Source organism: Acinetobacter sp. YH12096, assembly GCF_013419215.1.
Classification (GTDB): domain Bacteria; phylum Pseudomonadota; class Gammaproteobacteria; order Pseudomonadales; family Moraxellaceae; genus Acinetobacter; species Acinetobacter amyesii.
The window spans coordinates 1-20,037 of sequence record NZ_VPAM01000046.1; the positions used below are offsets into that span (position 1 = coordinate 1).

The window sequence follows — 20,037 nt, forward strand, 5'->3', positions numbered from 1 at the left end:
AAATATGATTGCTGAGAACTGCCTTGTTTTGAAACTTGGTTGGCTTTAATTAGTTTTTAGTATTCTTTATAGAAAATGCCTCGATCAAGGGGCATTTCTAACAATCATTTAACATAAAATTTCTTATGCGAAATTACATACCAACTTTAACCACATTGTGGACAGGTTGGATTTTAGAGATAAGAAAAACTTCTAGGGCATTTGCTAAATAAGCCGTATCACGCTCAAAGCCTATTGTAATGATGGATCCAGCATCTTTCAGTCTTGGATCTATCGCAATATATTCAGTTTTATCTTCATTCCATCGGCAATATTTCATTACCCTGGCGCTTAAGCCATTACCACGATAACGGCCAGCACCTCTAGAAGTCCCAACACCGATATAAGTCACTAAATCCCCTTTGACAAACGCATATACACCTTGTTTATCGTAATTAGGAATTTTTCCAAAATTAAAATGTACTGGTGACCATTCAGGAGGCTTTCCTAATAGGTCTACATTCCAGTGATGTTCGAAGAATAATTCTGTATTACGTATTAACTTATTAAGTGTTGGATCTTCCACTACTTATCCCTCAAAATTTATAAATTAAAAAGCTTTCGGTCACGCTCATCTGTTAAATACTTATCCATCTGAGCAATTAATTTAGCTCTGGCTTGTTCATCATCTTCAGTGATCTTTAGCATACAGGATCCAATTAAAATTTTGCGTCTGGTATCATCCTTTCGAGCTTGTTCTTTCTCTTTAGCACGTTCTCTTGCCAGTGCTGCCTGTCTTTGAGCCTTTAACTGCTTTAGCTTTTCTTCCTGTGCTTTGATTTTGCTGTCTAGTGTTTCAGTAACGCTCATTAATCCAATACCATCATCCTGGGAAACCATCCCTAACATAAGCGCACTTGAATATGCATTCAAGGTGCTATATGTATAGTAATGTTTTCCTCGAAGAGCGCACTTATGCAAACTTCGTTTGCAAGTACGATTGGGGTCTCCCCAATACCCCGACAACCGTATCCACGGTTGTACTTCACTACGTGAAAATTTAAAAGCGAAAATAGGCATGGCGATTTACCACTTTTCAGTCAAAACCGTAGCACGATCAGCAGGGCGTTCCGCTACTGCTGCGATTGCCTATCGGGCAGGTGAAAAGATCTATTGTGAACGTGAGGGCCGAGAACATGATTACAGCCGAAAAACAGGTGTGGAATATAAAGAAATTTATTTACCCGAAGGCGCACCAGAACATTTAAAAAACCGGGAAAGACTCTGGAACGAAGTTGAACAACGGGAAACCCGAAAAAACTCGACAGTTGCCCGAGAATTTGAAATCGCTTTTCCAAGTGAATTAAATCAGGAACAACGCCTGGCCATGCTCGAAGAGCTATGCGCCAGTATCGTGGACAGACACCAGGTAGCCGTCGATGCCTGTATTCATGCACCGCATACTGGATCTGGTAGTGATGAACGCAATTATCACGCGCATATCCTGATGAGCACACGCAAACTTACTCAGGAAGGCTTCACCGAGAAAACCCGGGAACTGGATCAGAAACACAGTGGAGAAATCGAACACTGGCGCGAACACTTTGCCGATATCTGCAATATGCACCTGGATCTGGCTGGATACACTGCCCGAGTCGACCACCGCAGCTACAAAGACCAGGAGAATGGTTTAGAAGCCACGCTGCACGAAGGGCCGAAAGTCACCGAACTGCGCCGAAAAGGGATTGAGACCGAAATCAGCCGAAGCAATGACGAAATCAAACAGAGAAATCAGGCTCAGCTGCAATACAGCAAAAATATGGATCTGCTGATTGCTGAAAATGAGATCAAACTCAGCACACTGAAAACAGAACAGCAGATCCAAATCAAAAATAGCGCTAAAACGCCACCAATTGACGAAAAAGCCCTGTTTGAGGAAAAACAGAGGGAAACCCTTGGCAAAGTGCTAAAACGCGAAATCAGCGCAAAAGACGCGAATCTAGACCTGGATTTCATGCAGCGTAATCTCAAACAAGCCGAAATAACCCTGACCAAGCACCACAAACATCAAAATGAGTTCAATCAGCAGCTTGCCCAGGAGATCGTGAAAAGCGGACTCAAGCAAAGTCATGACAAATTGCAAAGCCTGGTCGATCAACACAACGAATTAACTCAGAACAAACCCTTACTGTTTGGAAAAAAAGCCTGGGAAGCCCAACGTGATGCGATTTACCAGGAGCACAAAAAGCTGAAAGGTCAGCATGAACACCAGAAAAAACATGGTGTGAAGGATTTATTGGAAAATGACAAATTCAAAGAACATGCCTGGAAGCAGTACCAACAACAACATCCAGCCAAAGCCAAGCAATACCAGACTCTATACCCATCCTATCAAGTCATTAAAAAATGTGTGGATGAGATCAAAGCAGAACAACAGATGAAACTCAGACAGGAACAACAGCTCAAAGCACAGCAACATGCGCCTAAAATGAAATCTCGTGGCATGAGTCGCTAAACAGAGCGAGTGTCTACGAGCGAACTGAGAAAATTTGCCCATCCCTTTCCCTGATTACAAGCTCCCTATCCATCAATCACCTGCTTTACAGAGCATCCCGAATGGGTGCGAACTTTCCAAATTTGATTCCTAAACCGAGCGTAGCGAGAAAAAAAGCTCATGAGCGAAGCGAATTCCGAGCTGCTTTTGATCTTGCTTTTGCTTTTTCTCAAATTCACGAAAATATGAACCAAAAATTGCCCCGACGAATCGAGCGAAAGCGAGATTCAATAGAGTTTGAGCGAAGCGAAAACCAAGGGCAATTTTTTACTCCCTGGGCTTTTAATTATTTTTAAGCTTTTAAATGCTTTTAATTAAGCTGTAATCCTTTATTCATAATGGTTCTAGAGATATTAAAACGAGGTTTACCTTGCATTAAAACGAGGTTTACCTTGCATTAAAACGAGGTTTACCTTGCATTAAAACGAGGTTTACCTTGCATTAAGCGAGATAATTATATAACCTCGTCTTATTGAATTAAAAATATAATCTTTTCATATGAAAACAGAACTAGTTGTTAAAGATAACGCCTTAATCAATGCCAGTTATAACCTCGATCTAGTTGAACAGAGGTTAATTCTCCTAGCTATTGTTGAAGCAAGGGAATCGGGTAAAGGGATAAATGCTAATGATCCACTAACAGTTCATGCTGAAAGTTATATTAATCAGTTTGGTGTACATCGAAATACGGCTTATCAGGCGTTAAAAGATGCTTGCGATGACTTGTTTGCAAGACAATTCAGTTATCAGAGTCTTAGTGAAAAAGGTAACACTATTAATCACAAATCAAGATGGGTGAGCGAGGTGGCTTATATTGATAATGAAGCTGTCGTTAGACTTATTTTTGCCCCTGCTATTGTGCCTTTAATTACTAGGTTAGAAGAACAATTTACAAAGTATGAAATACAACAAATAAGTAATTTAACAAGTGCTTATGCTGTTCGTTTATATGAAATATTGATTGCATGGCGTAGTACTGGAAAAACGCCTCTCATAACTATGTATGATTTTAGACAAAAAATAGGTGTACTCGAGACTGAATACAAACGAATGTATGATTTTAAAAAATATGTTTTAGACATTGCATTAAAACAAGTAAATGAACATACCGATATTATTGTCAAAGTTGAACAGCATAAAACAGGTAGATCTATTACTGGTTTTTCATTTAGCTTTAAACAGAAAAAATCAGCCACGCATTCAGTCGAATCTAAAAGAGATCCGAATACATTAGACCTCTTTTCAAAAATAACAGATAAACAACGCCATCTATTCGCCAACAAGCTCTCAGAGCTTCCTGAGATGAGTAAATATTCACAAGGCACAGAAAGCTATCAGCAGTTTGCTGTACGTATAGCTGCCATGCTGCAAGATGCAGAGAAATTTAAGGAATTACTTCCTTTACTCAGAAAATTAGGATTTCAATGACATTGTTAATTGAAATTGTTAAGTTAACAGTCAGGTATTAACACAAGTTGAAAACTGGTTTACATAATGAAAAAACTGTCAGTTTCAGAGTTAGCTAAGCTTTATGGATATTCAAGACAAGCCATATATGCACATATAAACAAAGGAAATTTATCTAAAGGATCTGATGGATTAATTGACTTTTCAGAGGCCCTAAGAGTTTTTGGGGAACCACAAAAAAAAGAGGATACAGTCAATCAAAGTCAATCAATTAACAGTCAAAACTTGACAGAAGTTGACTTACTAAAACGTCAAGTTGACATACTGGAAAAACAATTAAATCAGGCAATACAGAGAGAAAATCAATCTTTAGAACGTGAATCGTTTTATCAAGAACAGATTGAAGCTATGCAGCGCTTACTAGAAGCACCAAAAGCCAATATGACTACCTTTACCGATCAGAGCTTTAAACAGGATATAGCAACGGATCCTCGGTCGGAACTAGCAACGAACTATGACGAATTGACTACTCCTCAGCAAGACAATAAGCGTATTCCTATCCCGGAGCATGTTGAACCAGAACAGAAGAAGAGAGGCTTCCTAAGCCGCTTTTTCCTTCCATATGGTTAGCCAAGACTCCAGTTTTTTGAAGAGCCAATTTCAGTGCAAGCACTTGAAATAATGACTCCTCAAAAAACCGGATGATGTTTATTAAAACTGAATAAAACCGTGGAACATCGCTCAATTAGTGATCGTGGAACATGAATAATCAATAAAAAGCCGTTCTGGTGCCCTATACTCCAGAACGGCTTACGTTAATATAATGATATTTAAAGAGAAATATCAAGCATTTCGTATAAGGTGTATTATGTTAATTTTAGAAAATCTTCACTACTATTATTTTAAAATAAGCCTTATATCCAAGCATAAAACAAGGTTGTCTAGACTTCTTTTAACAGTAAAGTTATCATAAAACTGAATTTTATTTTTTAGGTAAGTTTATGCATTCTATCCGCATTCGTTAAGACACAACTATTTGCATAGTGACACTATTTTATAATGGTGGGCTTTTGTTGTGTCTTTAAGAATATATGCGGATATATAAAGTAAAAGTATGCTTAATTTATAAGTATGCTTTTAGTGCATAGTTTCCAGTTATAACTTAATTGACTAGCTATTTGTCCACCCTGTGGATGAATAGCTTTTTTTTTGGGAGGACACTGTGATGCTAGCTTTTGTTTTCACCTAAATCCTGTTTGCTGCATAAAAAATTTCAAGAGCTAAACAGGAGTAAATAAAAATGAGTTTAATTATTAAAGCGAGAAACATACGCTTGGATTATGCTGGGCGTGATGTTTTGGATATTGATGAATTGGAAATTCACTCTTATGACCGTATTGGTCTTGTGGGTGATAACGGAGCAGGAAAGAGTAGTTTACTCAAAGTACTTAATGGCGAAATTGTTTTAGCCGAAGCGACATTACAGCGTTTTGGTGATTTTGCACATATCAGCCAACTGGGCGGAATCGAAATAGAAACGGTCGAAGACCGGGCAATGTTATCTCGCCTTGGTGTTTCCAATGTACAAAACGACACAATGAGTGGCGGAGAGGAAACTCGTGCAAAAATTGCTGCCGCATTTTCCCAACAAGTACATGGCATTCTAGCGGATGAACCAACCAGCCACCTTGATCTCAATGGAATAGATCTACTTATTGGTCAACTTAAAGCATTTGATGGAGCATTACTTGTTATCAGTCATGACCGATATTTTCTTGATATGGTTGTAGACAAGATATGGGAGTTAAAAGACGGTAAAATTACGGAATATTGGGGTGGTTACTCGGATTACTTGCGTCAAAAAGAAGAAGAGCGACAACACCAAGCCGTAGAATATGAGCTGATGATGAAGGAACGGGAGCGATTAGAATCTGCTGTGCAAGAAAAACGCCAGCAAGCTAATCGATTAGACAATAAGAAAAAAGGAGAAAAATCCAAAAACTCTACCGAAAGTGCTGGACGACTTGGGCATGCAAAAATGACTGGCACCAAGCAAAGAAAACTGTATCAGGCAGCTAAGAGTATGGAAAAGCGTTTGGCTGCATTAGAAGATATTCAAGCACCAGAGCATTTGCGTTCTATTCGTTTTCGTCAAAGTTCAGCCCTAGAACTGCACAATAAGTTCCCGATTACGGCAGATGGTCTGAGCTTAAAATTTGGTAGCCGTACTATCTTTGATGACGCTAACTTTATAATACCGCTTGGCGCTAAAGTCGCTATAACTGGATCGAATGGAACAGGGAAAACGTCCTTGTTAAAAATGATATCAGAACGTGCTGATGGATTAACCATATCTCCAAAAGCTGAAATTGGCTACTTTACACAAACAGGATATAAATTTAACACGCATAAATCTGTGCTCTCCTTTATGCAGGAAGAGTGCGAGTACACAGTTGCGGAAATTCGTGCAGTATTGGCTTCAATGGGGATCGGAGCGAATGATATTCAAAAAAACTTATCCGACTTATCGGGAGGTGAAATCATCAAACTGCTTTTATCCAAAATGCTTTTAGGAAAATATAATATTTTGCTTATGGATGAACCAGGAAACTATCTTGACCTAAAAAGTATTGCCGCATTAGAAACAATGATGAAGTCCTATGCAGGAACTATTATCTTCGTATCTCATGACAAGCAATTGGTCGATAATATTGCTGACATTATCTACGAGATCAAAGACCACAAAATCATCAAGACTTTTGAGAGAGATTGTTAATGATAGCCAATCTAATCCGAACATTAATTATTGAACTCTTTAAAGGAAATTAAAAATGACAATTCAAGATATTCAATCACTTGCTGAAGCACACGGCTTGTTGCTTACGGACAAAATGAATTTCAATGAAATGGGCATTGATTTTAAGGTCGTTTTTGCTCTTGATACAAAGGGGCAACAATGGTTGCTGCGTATTCCTCGTCGTGATGGCATGAGGGAACAAATCAAGAAAGAAAAACGCATTTTAGAATTGGTAAAAAAACATCTTTCTGTAGAGGTTCCTGATTGGAGAATTTCATCTACAGAATTAGTGGCTTATCCCATACTTAAAGATAATCCTGTTTTAAATTTGGATGCTGAAACCTATGAAATAATTTGGAATATGGACAAAGATAGCCCGAAATACATAACATCTTTGGCAAAAACCTTATTTGAAATCCATAGTATTCCTGAAAAAGAAGTTCGGGAAAATGATTTGAAAATTATGAAACCTTCAGATTTAAGACCTGAAATAGCAAACAATTTGCAGTTAGTAAAATCTGAAATTGGTATAAGTGAGCAATTGGAAACCCGCTACAGAAAATGGTTGGATAATGATGTTCTATGGGCAGATTTCACCCAATTTATACATGGCGATTTATATGCTGGGCATGTACTAGCTTCAAAGGATGGAGCTGTTTCAGGCGTTATTGATTGGTCAACAGCCCATATAGATGACCCAGCGATTGATTTTGCTGGGCATGTAACTTTGTTTGGAGAAGAAAGCCTCAAAACTCTAATCATCGAGTATGAAAAACTAGGGGGTAAAGTTTGGAATAAACTATATGAACAGACTTTAGAAAGAGCAGCGGCCTCTCCTTTGATGTATGGTTTATTTGCCTTAGAAACTCAAAATGAAAGCCTTATCGTTGGAGCAAAAGCTCAGTTGGGAGTTATATAATTTAAAAATATGATTGCTGAGAACTGCCTTGTTTTGAAACTTGGTTGGCTTTAATTAGTTTTTAGTATTCTTTATAGAAAATGCCTCGATCAAGGGGCATTTCTAACAATCATTTAACATAAAATTTCTTATGTGAAGTAACCTGAATGCAGCGGTGCCCCATTGGGGGCGCGTTGAGATAAGCCTCTTTTAGATAACTTTAGCAACTCGATAGACAGTTGCAACTCCACAATTCACTGCTTTGGCAATTTCTTCCTTAGTCATATTGCCAACTACTAGCAATTCTTTTATTCGTTTATGTTTAGCCTCATTTGCCTTCTTGCCTGTTGGTTTGTAACCCGAACGTGCCAGGCCCTGCTTAATACGTTCTATACGTTTCTCATTGTCTAGGCGGGCCATTGTTGCCAGAAGATCAATCAACATATTGTTGATGAGTTCCAAGATTGAATGAGTAATGCTGTCACTGGTTTGAATCATTTGGTAGGTAGTAGGAAGATCTGCTACGACTAAACGAAGTCCCTTCTCCTGGATCCTGCGCTTCAGCTCTTGAAAATCTCGTTGGGTTAGGCGTGATAAGCGGTCAATACTTTCAACTAACAATGTGTCACCTTGATTTGCTTCTGACAGTAGCTTATTCAATTCAGGTCGGTCTAACTTCGTACCACTATAGTTTTCCACGTACACAATGGTTTCACCCAAATTCAAGTTTTGGTTTAGATCCTGAAGAATCTGCAAAGCCCTTTCTGCATCTTGATCTTTAGTTGAAGCTCGTAGATAAATACGTGTATTCATTTCTATCATTTAATCTTAATTCTATTAGATTAATGATAATACTATCATTTAATTATTGCATTAAGTCTAATGATAGATATTGTATGCGATTTGGCTCGCTATCATTCAGGTATAGTCTTTTGATAAAAAAAGCATGACTGGAAGCCATGCCTTGGGAATTCGTATAACGTGTATTATGTTAATTTTAGGGAAATTTAAGAATCTCTATGCAATGGTTTATTCAATATTCTTTGATTTCTTATCTTTTAGGTTAATCAGAAATAGCCAATAACATAAGCCAGGAAATAGAGCCATAAAGATAGTCCATGTATCTGTATACATCTTCCACCACTCTTTCGAAATTTCTCCTGTGTGACTCCATCCAAAAAGAATAAAAAATGGAGTAGCAATAATTATAGAGGCAATACAGATAGTTAATAAATTAAGACTGTTATAACGATTTAAAAGAATTGAGAATATGAAGCTGAAAGGTACAGTCAAAATACAATAAGCCAAGTAGACAAGACCGTGCCCTACAAGAACCACTAAAATCGAGTATAGGCTGTATTCCTGATTCATTACGATAAACAGGACTGCTGTGAAAAAAAGTAGTGGTAAAGGAGAAAGTAAGAGAGCTTTTACTATTTTTTCATTTGAATATTTCACTAATTTAATTCTCTTATCTACTCAATAAATAATAATACTATAACGATTTTATTGGAGGTTTTTTGATTCTATTTAACATAATGGTGGTTATACGCAATACACTTGTATATTAATATAAATATCAGATACTTAATAAAACAAGAAAAATCCAAAAATGCCCAAAAAACCGATTTTGAAACAAATCGGCTTTTTTATGAGCAGTTTTGATAGTTCTTGCCAATAAATTTGTTTAAAAAGTAGTCGATTTTGAGATTTTTTAAATTTTATCAATGCGTGAATGTTCAAAATTATCCCCATTTCTTGTGGATAAAACTTAGGCTGTTTTGTACGCTTTAGCTTACGTAAATTCCGGTCCTTTGCGGCTATTCGGAATAGTAGAATTTTCATATGATTAATTGGTCAGGAACAGGAAGTTCCTTAGAATTACAAAGAATGAGCACCAGGATGGGGCCAGATACGACAAGCACTAAGCCAGCACAGACCTAAAGTTCCAATAAAAAACCTCGGCAGGATGCCGGGGTTTTTTATTGTCTGCATTTAAGGTCTAATCAGTCTTAGCCAATTCATTTTGGTTGATAAGTTTAATCAGCGCATTTTGAACAAACTCATCAAGTTCAATCCCTTTTTCTTTTATGATGGTTTCTATCTTTGCTAGCGTTTCACTTTCTAATTCGAACTCGATTTCTGCTGATGTTTCCATGAGTAAATCATAGTTATTTTCGACTATCTTTTTAAAGGTTTCTTCTAGATCTTTTGTTGATGGAATATTGAAAGATAAGCGTAATGAGCTATTGATAATTTCAATATGGGTATACCCTAAATATTCAGTACTTTTTCCCACAAATCCTAAGTGCTTCATAAAAAACCTTAAATAAATATAGTAGAGAGCTGTCTAAATTAAGCCAGACTCTCTTTTACAAATTTTGGATCAACAATAAATAATCGAATAAGGGATGTTGCTGCTCCTGATGGTCTTCTCGCACCTTGTTCCCATGATTCAAGAGTACGTCTTGATACGCCAAGAATCTTAGCAAACTGATCTTGTGTTAGTTGAGCCTTTCTACGAGCTAACGCTACATCTGTCTCAGTGATTACGGTTCTTTTCGCTGCATTACTAGTAAGCATATCGTCGATGCCTTGTAATATTTCAGCTTCAATATCCCTAGTTGCTTCAAAAGCCTCAAGTTCTTTTTCAGTCATTAAACGAGTCATTTAGTTTCTCCACTAATGCTTGAAGAGTCTTCTTACTAAGCTGTACAGTTTGCTTTTTACTGTACAAGGTTAATAACCAAATCTCTCCATTTGCTAAACGATTAAAGTAGATGACTCTGACACCACCACTTTTACCTCTACCACCGCTAGTCCATCTAATCTTACGAATACCACCTGCATTAGGCTCTACATCTCCTGCTTCAGGATTTAATGCTAAGAATGTTTTGAATTCCTCATATTCTTCCTGAGTCCAATAAACAAGACAGTATTTAGTAAATAATGGAGTCTCACATATTGTATACATTGATTGCATTCATACTACCTTGTAGTAGTTTATTTTATACTACTTTGTGGTATTTTTAAATGATAATTCTTAGTTCACAGGATTAAAGACGATGTACTATTTTGCAGAGGATCCCTTCTAGGTAATGTTACCTAGGAGGAACAATGAAAAAACTGAAACATCAGTACAGGCAATCAATACAGAGTACTCACCATGACTACTTTTGGGAAATCTATCCCAATGTCAGAAGCTCTGTATTTAAAAATTTAGCACTCTGAACCGTACCGGGTTTGTCGGAGACTTTTTATTTAAGTTAGGCCACCTGACCTAACGGATTAATCTTATCATAGTAGATTGCTTCAAACTCAAAAGGTGATACATAACCCAGTGCACTATGTACACGTTCTTTATTGAACCAATCTACCCAGTTTAGTGTCGCAAGTTGTACATCTGCTAAACCTTGCCAATCTGCTTTTAAATATTCAATCACCTCTGTTTTGTATAAGCCATTCACCGTTTCAGCCAAAGCATTATCGTATGAATCACCAGTCGTACCGACTGATGCTCGTAAATTTGCTGCTTCTAAACGATTGGTATAACGAATGGAAAGATATTGCACACCTCTGCCGGAATGATGAATCACATTCTTTGGCATGCATCGGTCATGCAATGCTTGCTCCAATGCATCGAGCACCATGTCTGTATTCATACGTGTTGATACTTTCCATCCAACAATTGCTCGTGAGAACACATCAATAATAAAGGCGGTATAGACCCAACCTGAATTGGTTTGAATATACGGGTGAGTTTTAGCTAGTCATAATTCATAAAAAATATCGATTGTGTACTGTACTGTAATGTACTAAAATACGATACAGTACAGTACACAATAGGAAGTAAACCCATGGCAATCACTAAATCAGATGTGGCAAAAGCCATCGAATCCCTTGCAGCACAAGGCTCAAACCCAACTAACGATAATATCCTTGCGGTTCTTGGTAGCGGCTCAAAGACCACTATCAACAAATACCGCAAAGAGATCCTTGAAGAGCAACTGGCGGCAGCCGTTACTACGGCAAAAACTCTGAAAGATGCGGAACTTGTTACCGTGTCACAAGTCATTGCAACCCTATTGCAAGAACGGATTGATGCAGTACAAGGCGGATATGCGGAAACAGTGCAACAACTGGAAAAGCAGCTTGCAGATACCACAGAAAAACTGGAACAGGTGCAAATCAAACTTGATGAACAGGTCAAACAAACTGATGACACCACCGACAAGCTGAAAGTCGCTCTTGCTAGTACAGATAAGGCAAAAGAAGACTACAACGCCTTGCAAGCCAAATATGAACAGCTACTCGAAAAATCAGGCTCGATCAAATATGTGGAATCACAACTCACTAATGCAAATGCACGGATAGCTGAATTAGAAAAACAGATTACAATGTAAAAAGACAAGTAACTGACGATGAAGGCTGGTAATCCCCCCTAAAAATAATAGGATCTAAAAGTAGAATTTTCTCTTAAGATACGAGCAGGAGATTCTGCATGAAAACATCTAAATTTACTGACAGTCAGATCATGTCCATCTTGAAACAGGCAGAATCTGGCACACCTGTAGCGACCCTTTGCCGTGAACACGGCATGAGTAATGCTACCTTTTATAAATGGCGTGCCAAATATGGTGGTATGGATACATCATTAATGGCTCGACTGAAAGAGCTAGAAGCCGAAAATACCAGACTTAAAAAGATGTATGCGGAAGAGCGATTAAAGGCCGAAATCATCCAGGAAGCGATGGCAATGAGCAGCACTGCTGCGCAAGGGTAAAGCCATCTTGCCGGCGTAAGATGGCACAACAGGCAGTTGCCCAGCATGCCATTAGTATTCGTTTGGCTTGTAAAGCATTTGGCATTAGTGAAACCTGCTACCGCTATCAAGCCAAACTCAGCGATGACAATGCACTCATTGCTGAACAGCTCATTGAACTCACTGAGGAAAATTCCGATTGGGGCTTTGGTTTGTGCTTCTCGTATTTACGGCATGTTGAGAGTTGCTGCTGGAATCACAAGCGGGTTTACCGCATTTACTGTGAGTTGGCACTGAATCTGCGTATTAAACCGAGAAGAAGACTAAAACGGCATGCGCCTGAACCATTGAAAGAACCAATCCGAGAAAATCAGGTTTGGTCATTAGATTTTATGCATGATCAGCTTTCCGATGGTCGCAAGTTTCGATTATTGAATGTGATTGATGATTACCGCCGCGAAGGCCTAGCCATTGACGCAGGGTTCTCATTGCCCACAATCAGGGTTATTCGTACGTTGAATCAATTGCTGGAGTGGAGAGAAAAACCGTTAGTGATCCGATGCGATAATGGTCCCGAATTTATCAGTCACGAATTTGTGCGCTGGGCTACTGAGCACGGTATTCGTATTGAATATATTCAACCGGGTAAGCCACAGCAGAATGCGTATATTGAACGCTATAATCGGACTATACGTTATAGTTGGCTGAGCAAGCATTTATTTGATACTTTGGATGAAGTACAAGATTATGCAACAAACTGGTTGTGGCATTACAACCATGAAAGACCACATCAAGCTAACAAAGGAAAGCCACCTCTAATGGCTGCTTAACCTCTACTTTTAACTTCGGTTATTTATGGGAGGATTACCGATCACCTGAAATATTTAATACAGACAAAGGCAGTCAGTTCACGAGTGATGCATTTATTGATGTATTGAAATCAAATGGCATTCAAATCAGTATGGATGGTAAACTTGCGCAGTATACTGCTCATAGATTGATAATGTGATGGTTGAACGATTATGGCGGAGCGTTAAATATGAAGAGGTGTATCTCAAAGCTTATAGCAGTGTCACAGATGCAAAAAAGCAATTGAGTGCATATTTCAAGTTTTATAATTTGAAACGACCTCATTCGAGTCTAGACAAAATGACACCCAATGAGTTTTACTATGATCAGCTACCCCAACAAAACAAGGTGGCTTAACTAGAGCGGAATATCACTTATAGAAGTTGTTCAAATTTCCGGATCCATCTCTTTATTTACCGTTTGGACGTGAAGAAGCGAATCTGTTCTTTAACGTGATTGCCAAGCGTTATGAAAAAGGCAGTACGATATTGACGAGTAACTTACCCTTTAGCCAGTGGTCCAAATCCTTTGCAGATGATGTCACGTTGACCGCTGCGATGTTAGATCGGTTATTGCATCACTGTCATGTGGTACAAATATCGGGTGAGAGTTATCGTTTGAAGGATAAAAAAAGAATTGGGATTCAGCCCCAGGTTGAAATTTAATACGAGATCAAAGGGGTCAATTTTACTTTGCCATTTGTAAGGTGAAAGGGGTCAATTTTAGAATGCCGTTGACAACTTAAATAAAAAGTCTCCGACAAACCTGGTACGGTTCAGTCTGGTGAATTCCAGCAGTTGTTCATGGGTCAGTTGGCTTAAGTCAGGCAGCGTATTCATGACCGCAGTATGCCTGAGGTCATGAGAAGAATGAAATAGAACGTTTGGAGGATGGCAGAATGGTCGAGCTTGGTTTAGAGCATATTCACCACTTGCTGCAATCCAATTCTCTGCCAGGGCAAACCTTGGATCAGTGCCTGTAACTGTTCCGGGCTGAGGGCCACGGTTTCACCTTGGTGAACTTGAGCCCAGTGAAATTTGCCCTGTTCCAGCCGCCGGGCACACAGCCAGATGCCCAATCCATCATGTACCAACACTTTCATGCGATGGCCACGTTTATTACAGAACAGGTAAGCACAATGCGGTTTGATGTAGCCAAAGGCTCTCACCACCTGAGCCATGGTCGTATCCATACCTGCACGCATGTCCATGGGCTGAGTAGACAACCAGATTTCATCAATGCGGATCATGTTGCAAGTGCCTTGAGTAATTCTGCCAAGACAGGTATTTCTGATGTCTGCCATTTTAGCTGAATATCATTATTCGTATGAGGCACGGTGATACACAACGTGATCCTCTCATCAATAGGTTGGCTGATTGCAGCAGTGTAAGGCAAAGCAATAAATGCTGGATTCACATGAGTAGGATCCTGCACGGCACCATCATGATGGCTGAAGATCCTGATCCAACGACTGACAAGGTTGGCATTAATACTATGTTGCAGTGCGACCGAAGCGATCGAGGTATTAGGATTTTTACAGGCATTGACAATACTGAGTTTGAATTCTTTGCTGTATGTTCTGCGTTTTTTAGCAACAGGAGGTGTTGCTGAATATATATCCATGTTCATGGATTAAGTCCCCACTTGTTTTTAGGTGGGAACTAAATTAAGGCTTATAGGATCGCTTGGTAAGGCTGTGTTAGCCGGATGCTTACCACTTACTACTCACTTGCCTTGTACCATTTTATGGCATTAAATGGCCTTAACAAGATTGAGAGGTGTTAAATGTCTAAGCTAATAAAAAAGAGAGTTCAATATTCTGTGGATGAGGCTATTTCTGAATCAGCAGAGTACATTATTAAAAAAGTTGGGCTAACCCCTGCATCTGTTTTTAGTATGGTCATGGCTGAAATAGCCAAAACAGGTCGAATCCCTGTAAGCAATCAAATAAGTGATGATGATTTTAATACAGCACAGCTCATAGCTCTTAGCCATAATATCCCAAGTGTAAAAGTATCTAATACAAAATCTGCTCAAGCATTTTTAAACGATGATGGTGGGTACTAATGGCACAGGATTTGTATTGGGCTTATGTTGGTTTGACAGATATAGTAGATGGCAAAACTCGCCCTGTTTTATATATTCGACAAACAAAAAAAGACTACATCGTATTCCGTTTAAGTAGTCAATATGACAATAAATCTGATTTTATTAAACGTAAATATATTGAAATTATAGATTGGGAATCGGTTGGACTAAGTAAAAAATCATGGATTGATACCGTACAGACATATCAGTTGCCAATTGATAAAACAAAATTAACTTACATTGGTAAACTTTCTAAAAATGACTATGAGCGATTAATTAATCATCTTAAAGAACAATAACTGTTTGTCCAATTAGCCGAATAATATCTGTCCAAGTTAGCACAAAATTTAATGATCATTAAATAAGAATTTGCACTTGGATCGCAGAATCCATAAATTGGCTGCAATCATCCAGGAACGTAGTGTTTCCACTGAAATATCGAATCCATGAATGGTAGTGAGCTTTTCATGAGCCAAGGTAGATCCAAATCCCAGCAGATGTTCAGAAATAATGGAAAGACATTTTGATTTTAATAAATCATCATGGCGACGATGGCCAGGTTGACCACGACTGGCATGCGCCATACCTGAAACACCATCTTGATTGAGCTTCTATAATAACCAGGTAATTTGACGGGTTGAAAGATTAAGGATTTCAGCAGCACGGACTTGGGTAATACGATGATCTCGAACGTCTTGCAGAACAGCAAGACGTTGAATTTCTTTGTCAGACATAGTGATCAGCATCTATATTTCATATCCAGTCCATGATGTTTAAGCCATCATAAACTAGACATTTTTATTGGTGAGAATATAGACATTTTGAATGGGTTCTAACATGCCAATTGCGTATAATATAGATTATGTTAAATTAAGTACATAGTACTTTAAGTTCATAACTCTCTGTGTTTATAGATAAACAATATATAAAACAATGACTTATTAAAAAAATAATTCTAGGCTAATTTTATTTAAGTCTATATAGTGTTTACTTCATTTAGTTCTTCAATTGTGTAATGTTCTTCTTAAAGACAATCAAACTCTCAAAAAAGCATTCAACTCAAAATCGAATTGTTGTGCTGTTCAATGCTTCGACTACAACGGCATGTCTTTATCCATTACTCTATTCTTTATCTGTTTTGAGATTTCAAAGTGTAGCTACCCAACAATCAGATATGCTGTTAGCGGCAGTGTAAAAATGACCCCCTAATGGCATTTAAAAACTGACCCCCTTGGTTAATATAGCGGTCATTTTGGACTGCTCAACATGTTAACTTTGGAGCAAGCAGTGACAATCCAAATACTTCATCAACAAGGTAAATCTATTAAAGCCATTAGTCGTGAACTGGGGGTGTCCAGAAATACCGTACGTAAATATTTACGGCAAAACACCACACCTCAGTATCAGCGTATACAGCCTAGAATAAGTATCCTTGACCCATATAAACCCTATTTACTCCAACGTGTAAACGCAGCTCATCCTGAATGGATTCCTGCTGTTGTGCTCTACCAGGAAATTTTAGGGTTGGGATATCCAGGAAAGATCAGGATCTTGAGGGAATATCTTGCAACATTAAAACCAGTTGCTCAACCGGAACCGATCATTCGTTTTGAAACCCAACCTGGCCAACAAATGCAGGTAGATTTCACGACAATTCGACGCAACAACACGACTTTAAAAGCCTTTGTCGCAACATTAGGGTATTCCAGAGCGACTTTCGTGAAATTTTATGATCATGAACGTACGGATGCATGGATCGATGGTCTAGAAAATGCATTTCAGTTTTTTGCAGGAGTACCTCAAGAAATCCTGTTTGATAACGCTAAAACGATCATGATTGAACGGGATGCCTATCAGGAGGGGCAGCATAAATGGAATCCCAAACTGCTCGACTGCGCCAAGAAATACAGCTTTCGTCCTCGCGTATGTAAGCCCTACCGTGCACAGACCAAAGGCAAAGTTGAACGCTTTAATGGATACCTCAAATCAAGCTTTATTGTGCCATTGAAAGCAAGCCTGAAGACTTCGGGTTTACTGTTAGATGTTGATGTCGCCAATGCCCACATTGGCCGGTGGCTGCATGAAACCGCCAATCAGCGGATTCATGCCACCACGCAAGAAAAACCGGCTGTTCGACTGCAACAGGAGCAGCAAAAATTTACGCCATTACCGCAATCAGATACAGGTTCTAGCACTGTACCTGTTGCAGCAGCACAGCATGTCATGCCCTACGAGAGTTTGCAGCATCCCTTATCGGTATATGACCAGTTGCTGGGAGTTTCCTGATGAATCTGCAATACGACCGTATAGAGCAACTTTGCCAAAAGCTCAATCTGCCTGCCATCGCATCACAATGGTCACATCATGCACAACAAACATTAGGTCAAGATGGAAGTTATGCCGACTTTGTTGAAGCTATCTTGACGCATGAATATGCTGCCAGGCAACAGCGCAGCCAGCAGGTCCTGATGAAACTCTCAGGCCTGCCTCAAGTGAAAACGCTGGAAGGTTACGATTTTAATTATGCACTGGGTGCTCCCAAATCACAGGTGGTCGAGTTGTTCAACCTGAGCTTTATTGCTAGAGCAGAAAATGTGGTGTTTCTCGGGGCTAGCGGTGTAGGGAAAACGCACTTATCTATGGCATTAGGCTATAAGGCCATCATGAACAATGTCAAAACCAAGTTTATTACCGCCGCCGATCTCACGCTGCAACTGAGTACAGCCTATCAGCAAGGTAAATTGAAAACCTATATGCAACGTGCGGTACTGGGACCAAAGTTACTGATTATCGATGAAATTGGTTATTTACCGTTTGGACGTGAAGAAGCGAATCTGTTCTTTAACGTGATTGCCAAGCGTTATGAAAAAGGCAGTACGATATTGACGAGTAACTTACCCTTTAGCCAATGGTCTAAGTCGTTTGCGGATGATGTTACGTTGACCGCTGCGATGTTAGATCGGTTGCTGCATCACTGTCATGTGGTACAAATATCGGGTGAGAGTTATCGTTTGAAGGATAAAAAAAGAATTGGGATTCAGCCCCAGGTTGAAATTTAATACGAGATCAAAGGGGTCAATTTTAGAATGCCGTTGACAATGCTCGCACTTAAATTTTGGTATGAATTCTGGTTCCAGAAATTGAACCGTACCGGGTTTGTCGGAGACTTTTTTATTTAAGTTAGGCCACCTGACCTAACGGGTTAATCTTATCATAGTACATTGCTTCAAACTCAAAAGGCGATACATAACCCAGTGCACTGTGTACACGCTTTTTATTGAACCAATCTACCCTGTTTAGTGTCGCAAGTTGTACATCTGCTAAACCTTGCCAATCTGCTTTTAAATATTCAATCACCTCTGTTTTGTATAAGCCATTCACCGTTTCAGCCAGAGCATTATCGTATGAATCACCAGTTGTACCGACTGATGCTCGTAAATTTGCAGCTTCTAAACGATTGGTATAGCGAATAGAAAGATATTGCACACCTCTGTCGGAATGATGAATCACATTCTTTGGCATGCCTCGATCATGCAATGCTTGCTCTAATGCATCGAGCACCATATCTGTATTCATTCGTGTAGATACTTTCCAGCCAACAATTGCTCGTGAGAACACATCAATAATAAAGGCGGTATAGACCCAGCCTGAATTTGTTTGAATATACGTAAAGTCACTGACCCACAGTTGGTCAGGATGATCAGCAGTAAAATTACGTTTCACTAAATCATCTGCTCGTTTTTGGTCATCTCGGCTACGGGTGGTTTGTTTGTTCTTACCTCGCCAAACACCTTGTATACCTAGCTTTTTCATTAATCGAGCAACAGTACAGCGTGCAATAATATAGCCTTCACGTTTCAGTTTTTGCCAGACTTTACGTACACCATACCGACCTGAACTTTCCTTCCAAATTCGTTTAATCTCCTCAGCATGATGCAAGTCATGTAAATCTCGCTTTGCTCGATGTTCTGGATTTTCGCAGAGATCTAGAGTCCGGTAATAGGTTGAAGCTGCGATCGGTAAAATCCTACAAATCGCATCAACACCATATAAGTCTTTATTGTTATGGATGAAATCCACCATTATTTGTGTGGGCGGTCGAGCTCCGCCTTGGCGAAAAAAGCGGCTGCTTTGCGTAGAATTTCATTGGCACGCTTTAATTCTTTAATTTCACGTTCCATTTGCTTCATTTTTTCTTGGTCAGATATCTGTTGTACTTTAATAGGATTTTGCTGATCTAAATGCTTTTGATGCCAGGCACGAAGTGTTTCAGGAGTACAACCAATCTTAGGCGCAATTGCTGTGATTGCAGCCCAATTCGATGGATAATCTTTCTCGGATTCAATCAATAATTGAACCGCTCTTTCTCTGATTTCAGGGGTATATTTTAATTTTGTCATCGGGATAGTCTCTCAGAATATTGACTCTCCGACAAACCCGGTACGGTTCATTCAGTTCTTTGGACAATTCCCTTTTAGATCAATAATAGAGACTAATATCAATTATCTTATACATGGTAAGTTGACAAAAATAACTAATCATGCGAAAAAGTTTTTTTAGTTAACAGATGTTCACCCATGCCTCGAATTGTTTCTGTACCACTTAGTTTAGAACAGCGAGAACGACTCATTTTTCTGGCCAAGCATGCAAAACATTGGCGTGAAAGACAACGTGCCCAAACTATTCTCTGGCTTTCTGAAGGT

General features: G+C 39.0%; 21 protein-coding genes, 6 pseudogenes and 1 other annotated feature. Of the genes and pseudogenes, 15 read left to right on the forward strand and 12 right to left on the reverse strand.

Annotation, left to right across the window (positions count from 1 at the left end; genetic code table 11):
* Window positions 1-133: 133 nt before the first annotated feature.
* Window positions 134-565: a hypothetical protein gene (locus FTU36_RS14920; RefSeq protein ID WP_039090891.1), complete on the reverse strand. Its 432-nt coding sequence runs from the start codon at window positions 563-565 to the stop codon at window positions 134-136.
* Between the two features lie 17 nt (window positions 566-582).
* Complete coding sequence (locus FTU36_RS14925) at window positions 583-849, reverse strand: mobilization protein (protein ID WP_088749624.1); 267 nt, start codon at window positions 847-849, stop codon at window positions 583-585.
* Window positions 850-1,057: 208 nt separating this feature from the next.
* Between FTU36_RS14925 and mobQ the strand changes: the two genes are divergently transcribed.
* From mobQ to FTU36_RS14955, 6 genes are all read left to right on the forward strand, one after another.
* Window positions 1,058-2,494, forward strand: a complete 1,437-nt coding sequence (gene mobQ, locus FTU36_RS14930; RefSeq protein WP_107111964.1) for a MobQ family relaxase — start codon at window positions 1,058-1,060, stop codon at window positions 2,492-2,494.
* A gap of 101 nt (window positions 2,495-2,595) precedes the next feature.
* Entirely contained in the window at window positions 2,596-2,829 is a 234-nt protein-coding gene (locus FTU36_RS14935; RefSeq protein WP_068553069.1) for a hypothetical protein, read from the forward strand.
* Window positions 2,830-3,031: 202 nt separating this feature from the next.
* The gene (repM, locus tag FTU36_RS14940) at window positions 3,032-3,961 is read left to right on the forward strand and encodes a replication initiation protein RepM (RefSeq protein WP_068553070.1); all 930 of its coding nucleotides are present in this window, start codon (window positions 3,032-3,034) and stop codon (window positions 3,959-3,961) included.
* 66 nt (window positions 3,962-4,027) lie between these two features.
* Window positions 4,028-4,570, forward strand: coding sequence for a plasmid replication DNA-binding protein (locus FTU36_RS14945; protein WP_004896925.1), 543 nt, complete (start codon window positions 4,028-4,030; stop codon window positions 4,568-4,570).
* A 670-nt stretch (window positions 4,571-5,240) separates the two neighbouring features.
* Complete coding sequence (gene msr(E), locus FTU36_RS14950) at window positions 5,241-6,716, forward strand: ABC-F type ribosomal protection protein Msr(E) (RefSeq protein ID WP_000052512.1); 1,476 nt, start codon at window positions 5,241-5,243, stop codon at window positions 6,714-6,716.
* A 55-nt stretch (window positions 6,717-6,771) separates the two neighbouring features.
* Entirely contained in the window at window positions 6,772-7,656 is an 885-nt protein-coding gene (locus FTU36_RS14955; RefSeq protein WP_000155092.1) for an Mph(E) family macrolide 2'-phosphotransferase, read from the forward strand.
* 189 nt (window positions 7,657-7,845) lie between these two features.
* Here FTU36_RS14955 and FTU36_RS14960 read toward each other — a convergent pair whose 3' ends face one another.
* The 6 genes and pseudogenes from FTU36_RS14960 to FTU36_RS14985 all read right to left on the reverse strand — a co-directional run.
* Window positions 7,846-8,457 carry a recombinase family protein gene (locus FTU36_RS14960; protein ID WP_015060246.1) on the reverse strand — a complete coding sequence of 204 codons (612 nt, stop codon included), beginning with the start codon at window positions 8,455-8,457 and terminating at the stop codon, window positions 7,846-7,848.
* A 207-nt stretch (window positions 8,458-8,664) separates the two neighbouring features.
* Window positions 8,665-9,093: a hypothetical protein gene (locus FTU36_RS14965; RefSeq protein ID WP_000877730.1), complete on the reverse strand. Its 429-nt coding sequence runs from the start codon at window positions 9,091-9,093 to the stop codon at window positions 8,665-8,667.
* 544 nt (window positions 9,094-9,637) lie between these two features.
* A complete protein-coding gene (locus FTU36_RS14970) occupies window positions 9,638-9,952 on the reverse strand; it encodes a hypothetical protein (RefSeq protein WP_104505826.1) in 315 nt (104 codons plus the stop codon).
* A gap of 38 nt (window positions 9,953-9,990) precedes the next feature.
* Window positions 9,991-10,305 carry a DNA-binding transcriptional regulator gene (locus FTU36_RS14975; protein WP_104505827.1) on the reverse strand — a complete coding sequence of 105 codons (315 nt, stop codon included), beginning with the start codon at window positions 10,303-10,305 and terminating at the stop codon, window positions 9,991-9,993.
* Window positions 10,286-10,609 (reverse strand): transcriptional regulator, encoded by a 324-nt coding sequence (locus FTU36_RS14980; RefSeq protein ID WP_104505828.1) that lies wholly within the window; start codon window positions 10,607-10,609, stop codon window positions 10,286-10,288. The genes FTU36_RS14975 and FTU36_RS14980 overlap by 20 nt, the downstream gene beginning before the upstream one ends.
* Window positions 10,610-10,901: 292 nt before the next feature.
* Window positions 10,902-11,387 (reverse strand): annotated as a pseudogene (locus FTU36_RS14985) (IS3 family transposase); the annotation flags it as partial.
* Window positions 11,388-11,492: 105 nt separating this feature from the next.
* On the opposite strand from FTU36_RS14985, the gene FTU36_RS14990 reads away from it, so the two are divergent.
* The 4 genes and pseudogenes from FTU36_RS14990 to istB (FTU36_RS15005) all read left to right on the forward strand — a co-directional run.
* Window positions 11,493-12,038 (forward strand): DNA-binding protein, encoded by a 546-nt coding sequence (locus FTU36_RS14990; RefSeq protein WP_127800924.1) that lies wholly within the window; start codon window positions 11,493-11,495, stop codon window positions 12,036-12,038.
* Window positions 12,039-12,136: 98 nt separating this feature from the next.
* A pseudogene (locus FTU36_RS14995) lies at window positions 12,137-13,227 on the forward strand (IS3 family transposase).
* A 35-nt stretch (window positions 13,228-13,262) separates the two neighbouring features.
* Window positions 13,263-13,603, forward strand: a pseudogene (locus FTU36_RS15000) (transposase); the annotation flags it as partial.
* A gap of 53 nt (window positions 13,604-13,656) precedes the next feature.
* Window positions 13,657-13,911, forward strand: a pseudogene (gene istB / locus FTU36_RS15005) (IS21-like element ISAba8 family helper ATPase IstB); the annotation flags it as partial.
* Between the two features lie 248 nt (window positions 13,912-14,159).
* Here istB (FTU36_RS15005) and tnpB read toward each other — a convergent pair.
* Window positions 14,160-14,495: an IS66 family insertion sequence element accessory protein TnpB gene (gene tnpB, locus FTU36_RS15010; RefSeq protein ID WP_004780063.1), complete on the reverse strand. Its 336-nt coding sequence runs from the start codon at window positions 14,493-14,495 to the stop codon at window positions 14,160-14,162.
* On the reverse strand, window positions 14,492-14,875 hold the full coding sequence (locus tag FTU36_RS15015; protein ID WP_163143575.1) for a transposase: 384 nt from the start codon (window positions 14,873-14,875) through the stop codon (window positions 14,492-14,494). Before FTU36_RS15015 ends, tnpB begins: the two co-directional genes overlap by 4 nt.
* A gap of 156 nt (window positions 14,876-15,031) precedes the next feature.
* Between FTU36_RS15015 and FTU36_RS15020 the strand changes: the two genes are divergently transcribed.
* Window positions 15,032-15,313 carry a type II toxin-antitoxin system RelB/DinJ family antitoxin gene (locus FTU36_RS15020; protein ID WP_127800960.1) on the forward strand — a complete coding sequence of 94 codons (282 nt, stop codon included), beginning with the start codon at window positions 15,032-15,034 and terminating at the stop codon, window positions 15,311-15,313.
* On the forward strand, window positions 15,313-15,633 hold the full coding sequence (locus FTU36_RS15025; protein ID WP_127800962.1) for a hypothetical protein: 321 nt from the start codon (window positions 15,313-15,315) through the stop codon (window positions 15,631-15,633). Before FTU36_RS15020 ends, FTU36_RS15025 begins: the two co-directional genes overlap by 1 nt.
* 75 nt (window positions 15,634-15,708) lie before the next feature.
* Here the strand turns inward: FTU36_RS15025 and FTU36_RS15030 are convergent.
* Window positions 15,709-16,080: pseudogene (locus FTU36_RS15030) on the reverse strand (ISNCY family transposase); the annotation flags it as partial.
* 520 nt (window positions 16,081-16,600) lie between these two features.
* Here FTU36_RS15030 and istA point away from each other — a divergent pair.
* Both istA and istB (FTU36_RS15040) read left to right on the forward strand, forming a co-directional pair.
* The gene (istA, locus tag FTU36_RS15035) at window positions 16,601-17,620 is read left to right on the forward strand and encodes an IS21-like element ISAba8 family transposase (protein WP_159153814.1); all 1,020 of its coding nucleotides are present in this window, start codon (window positions 16,601-16,603) and stop codon (window positions 17,618-17,620) included.
* The gene (gene istB / locus FTU36_RS15040) at window positions 17,620-18,393 is read left to right on the forward strand and encodes an IS21-like element ISAba8 family helper ATPase IstB (RefSeq protein WP_159153815.1); all 774 of its coding nucleotides are present in this window, start codon (window positions 17,620-17,622) and stop codon (window positions 18,391-18,393) included. Before istA ends, istB (FTU36_RS15040) begins: the two co-directional genes overlap by 1 nt.
* 121 nt (window positions 18,394-18,514) lie before the next feature.
* On the opposite strand, the gene FTU36_RS15045 is transcribed toward istB (FTU36_RS15040), so the two are convergent.
* A protein-coding gene (locus tag FTU36_RS15045; RefSeq protein WP_159153816.1) for an IS3 family transposase occupies window positions 18,515-19,734 on the reverse strand; the annotation gives its coding sequence in 2 pieces (ribosomal slippage) (window positions 18,515-19,458 and window positions 19,458-19,734; 1,221 coding nt in all).
* Window positions 19,343-19,459 (reverse strand) — a sequence feature (AL1L pseudoknot). Its footprint overlaps the gene before it by 117 nt.
* Window positions 19,735-19,911: 177 nt before the next feature.
* Here FTU36_RS15045 and FTU36_RS15050 point away from each other — a divergent pair.
* Window positions 19,912-20,037 (forward strand): annotated as a pseudogene (locus tag FTU36_RS15050) (helix-turn-helix domain-containing protein); the annotation flags it as partial.

Excerpts from the sequence above, each read along its gene's own strand:
- FTU36_RS14925 (WP_088749624.1), bottom strand. The coding sequence starts at position 849 with ATGAGCGTTACTGAAACACTAGACAGCAAAATCAAAGCACAGGAAGAA.
- mobQ (WP_107111964.1), top strand. The coding sequence starts at position 1,058 with ATGGCGATTTACCACTTTTCAGTCAAAACCGTAGCACGATCAGCAGGG.
- FTU36_RS14935 (WP_068553069.1), top strand. The coding sequence starts at position 2,596 with ATGGGTGCGAACTTTCCAAATTTGATTCCTAAACCGAGCGTAGCGAGA.
- repM (WP_068553070.1), top strand. The coding sequence starts at position 3,032 with ATGAAAACAGAACTAGTTGTTAAAGATAACGCCTTAATCAATGCCAGT.
- FTU36_RS14945 (WP_004896925.1), top strand. The coding sequence starts at position 4,028 with ATGAAAAAACTGTCAGTTTCAGAGTTAGCTAAGCTTTATGGATATTCA.
- FTU36_RS14955 (WP_000155092.1), top strand. The coding sequence starts at position 6,772 with ATGACAATTCAAGATATTCAATCACTTGCTGAAGCACACGGCTTGTTG.
- FTU36_RS14960 (WP_015060246.1), bottom strand. The coding sequence starts at position 8,457 with ATGATAGAAATGAATACACGTATTTATCTACGAGCTTCAACTAAAGAT.
- FTU36_RS14970 (WP_104505826.1), bottom strand. The coding sequence starts at position 9,952 with ATGAAGCACTTAGGATTTGTGGGAAAAAGTACTGAATATTTAGGGTAT.
- FTU36_RS14975 (WP_104505827.1), bottom strand. The coding sequence starts at position 10,305 with ATGACTCGTTTAATGACTGAAAAAGAACTTGAGGCTTTTGAAGCAACT.
- FTU36_RS14980 (WP_104505828.1), bottom strand. The coding sequence starts at position 10,609 with ATGTATACAATATGTGAGACTCCATTATTTACTAAATACTGTCTTGTT.
- FTU36_RS14990 (WP_127800924.1), top strand. The coding sequence starts at position 11,493 with ATGGCAATCACTAAATCAGATGTGGCAAAAGCCATCGAATCCCTTGCA.
- tnpB (WP_004780063.1), bottom strand. The coding sequence starts at position 14,495 with ATGATCCGCATTGATGAAATCTGGTTGTCTACTCAGCCCATGGACATG.
- FTU36_RS15015 (WP_163143575.1), bottom strand. The coding sequence starts at position 14,875 with ATGAACATGGATATATATTCAGCAACACCTCCTGTTGCTAAAAAACGC.
- FTU36_RS15020 (WP_127800960.1), top strand. The coding sequence starts at position 15,032 with ATGTCTAAGCTAATAAAAAAGAGAGTTCAATATTCTGTGGATGAGGCT.
- FTU36_RS15025 (WP_127800962.1), top strand. The coding sequence starts at position 15,313 with ATGGCACAGGATTTGTATTGGGCTTATGTTGGTTTGACAGATATAGTA.
- istA (WP_159153814.1), top strand. The coding sequence starts at position 16,601 with ATGTTAACTTTGGAGCAAGCAGTGACAATCCAAATACTTCATCAACAA.
- istB (WP_159153815.1), top strand. The coding sequence starts at position 17,620 with ATGAATCTGCAATACGACCGTATAGAGCAACTTTGCCAAAAGCTCAAT.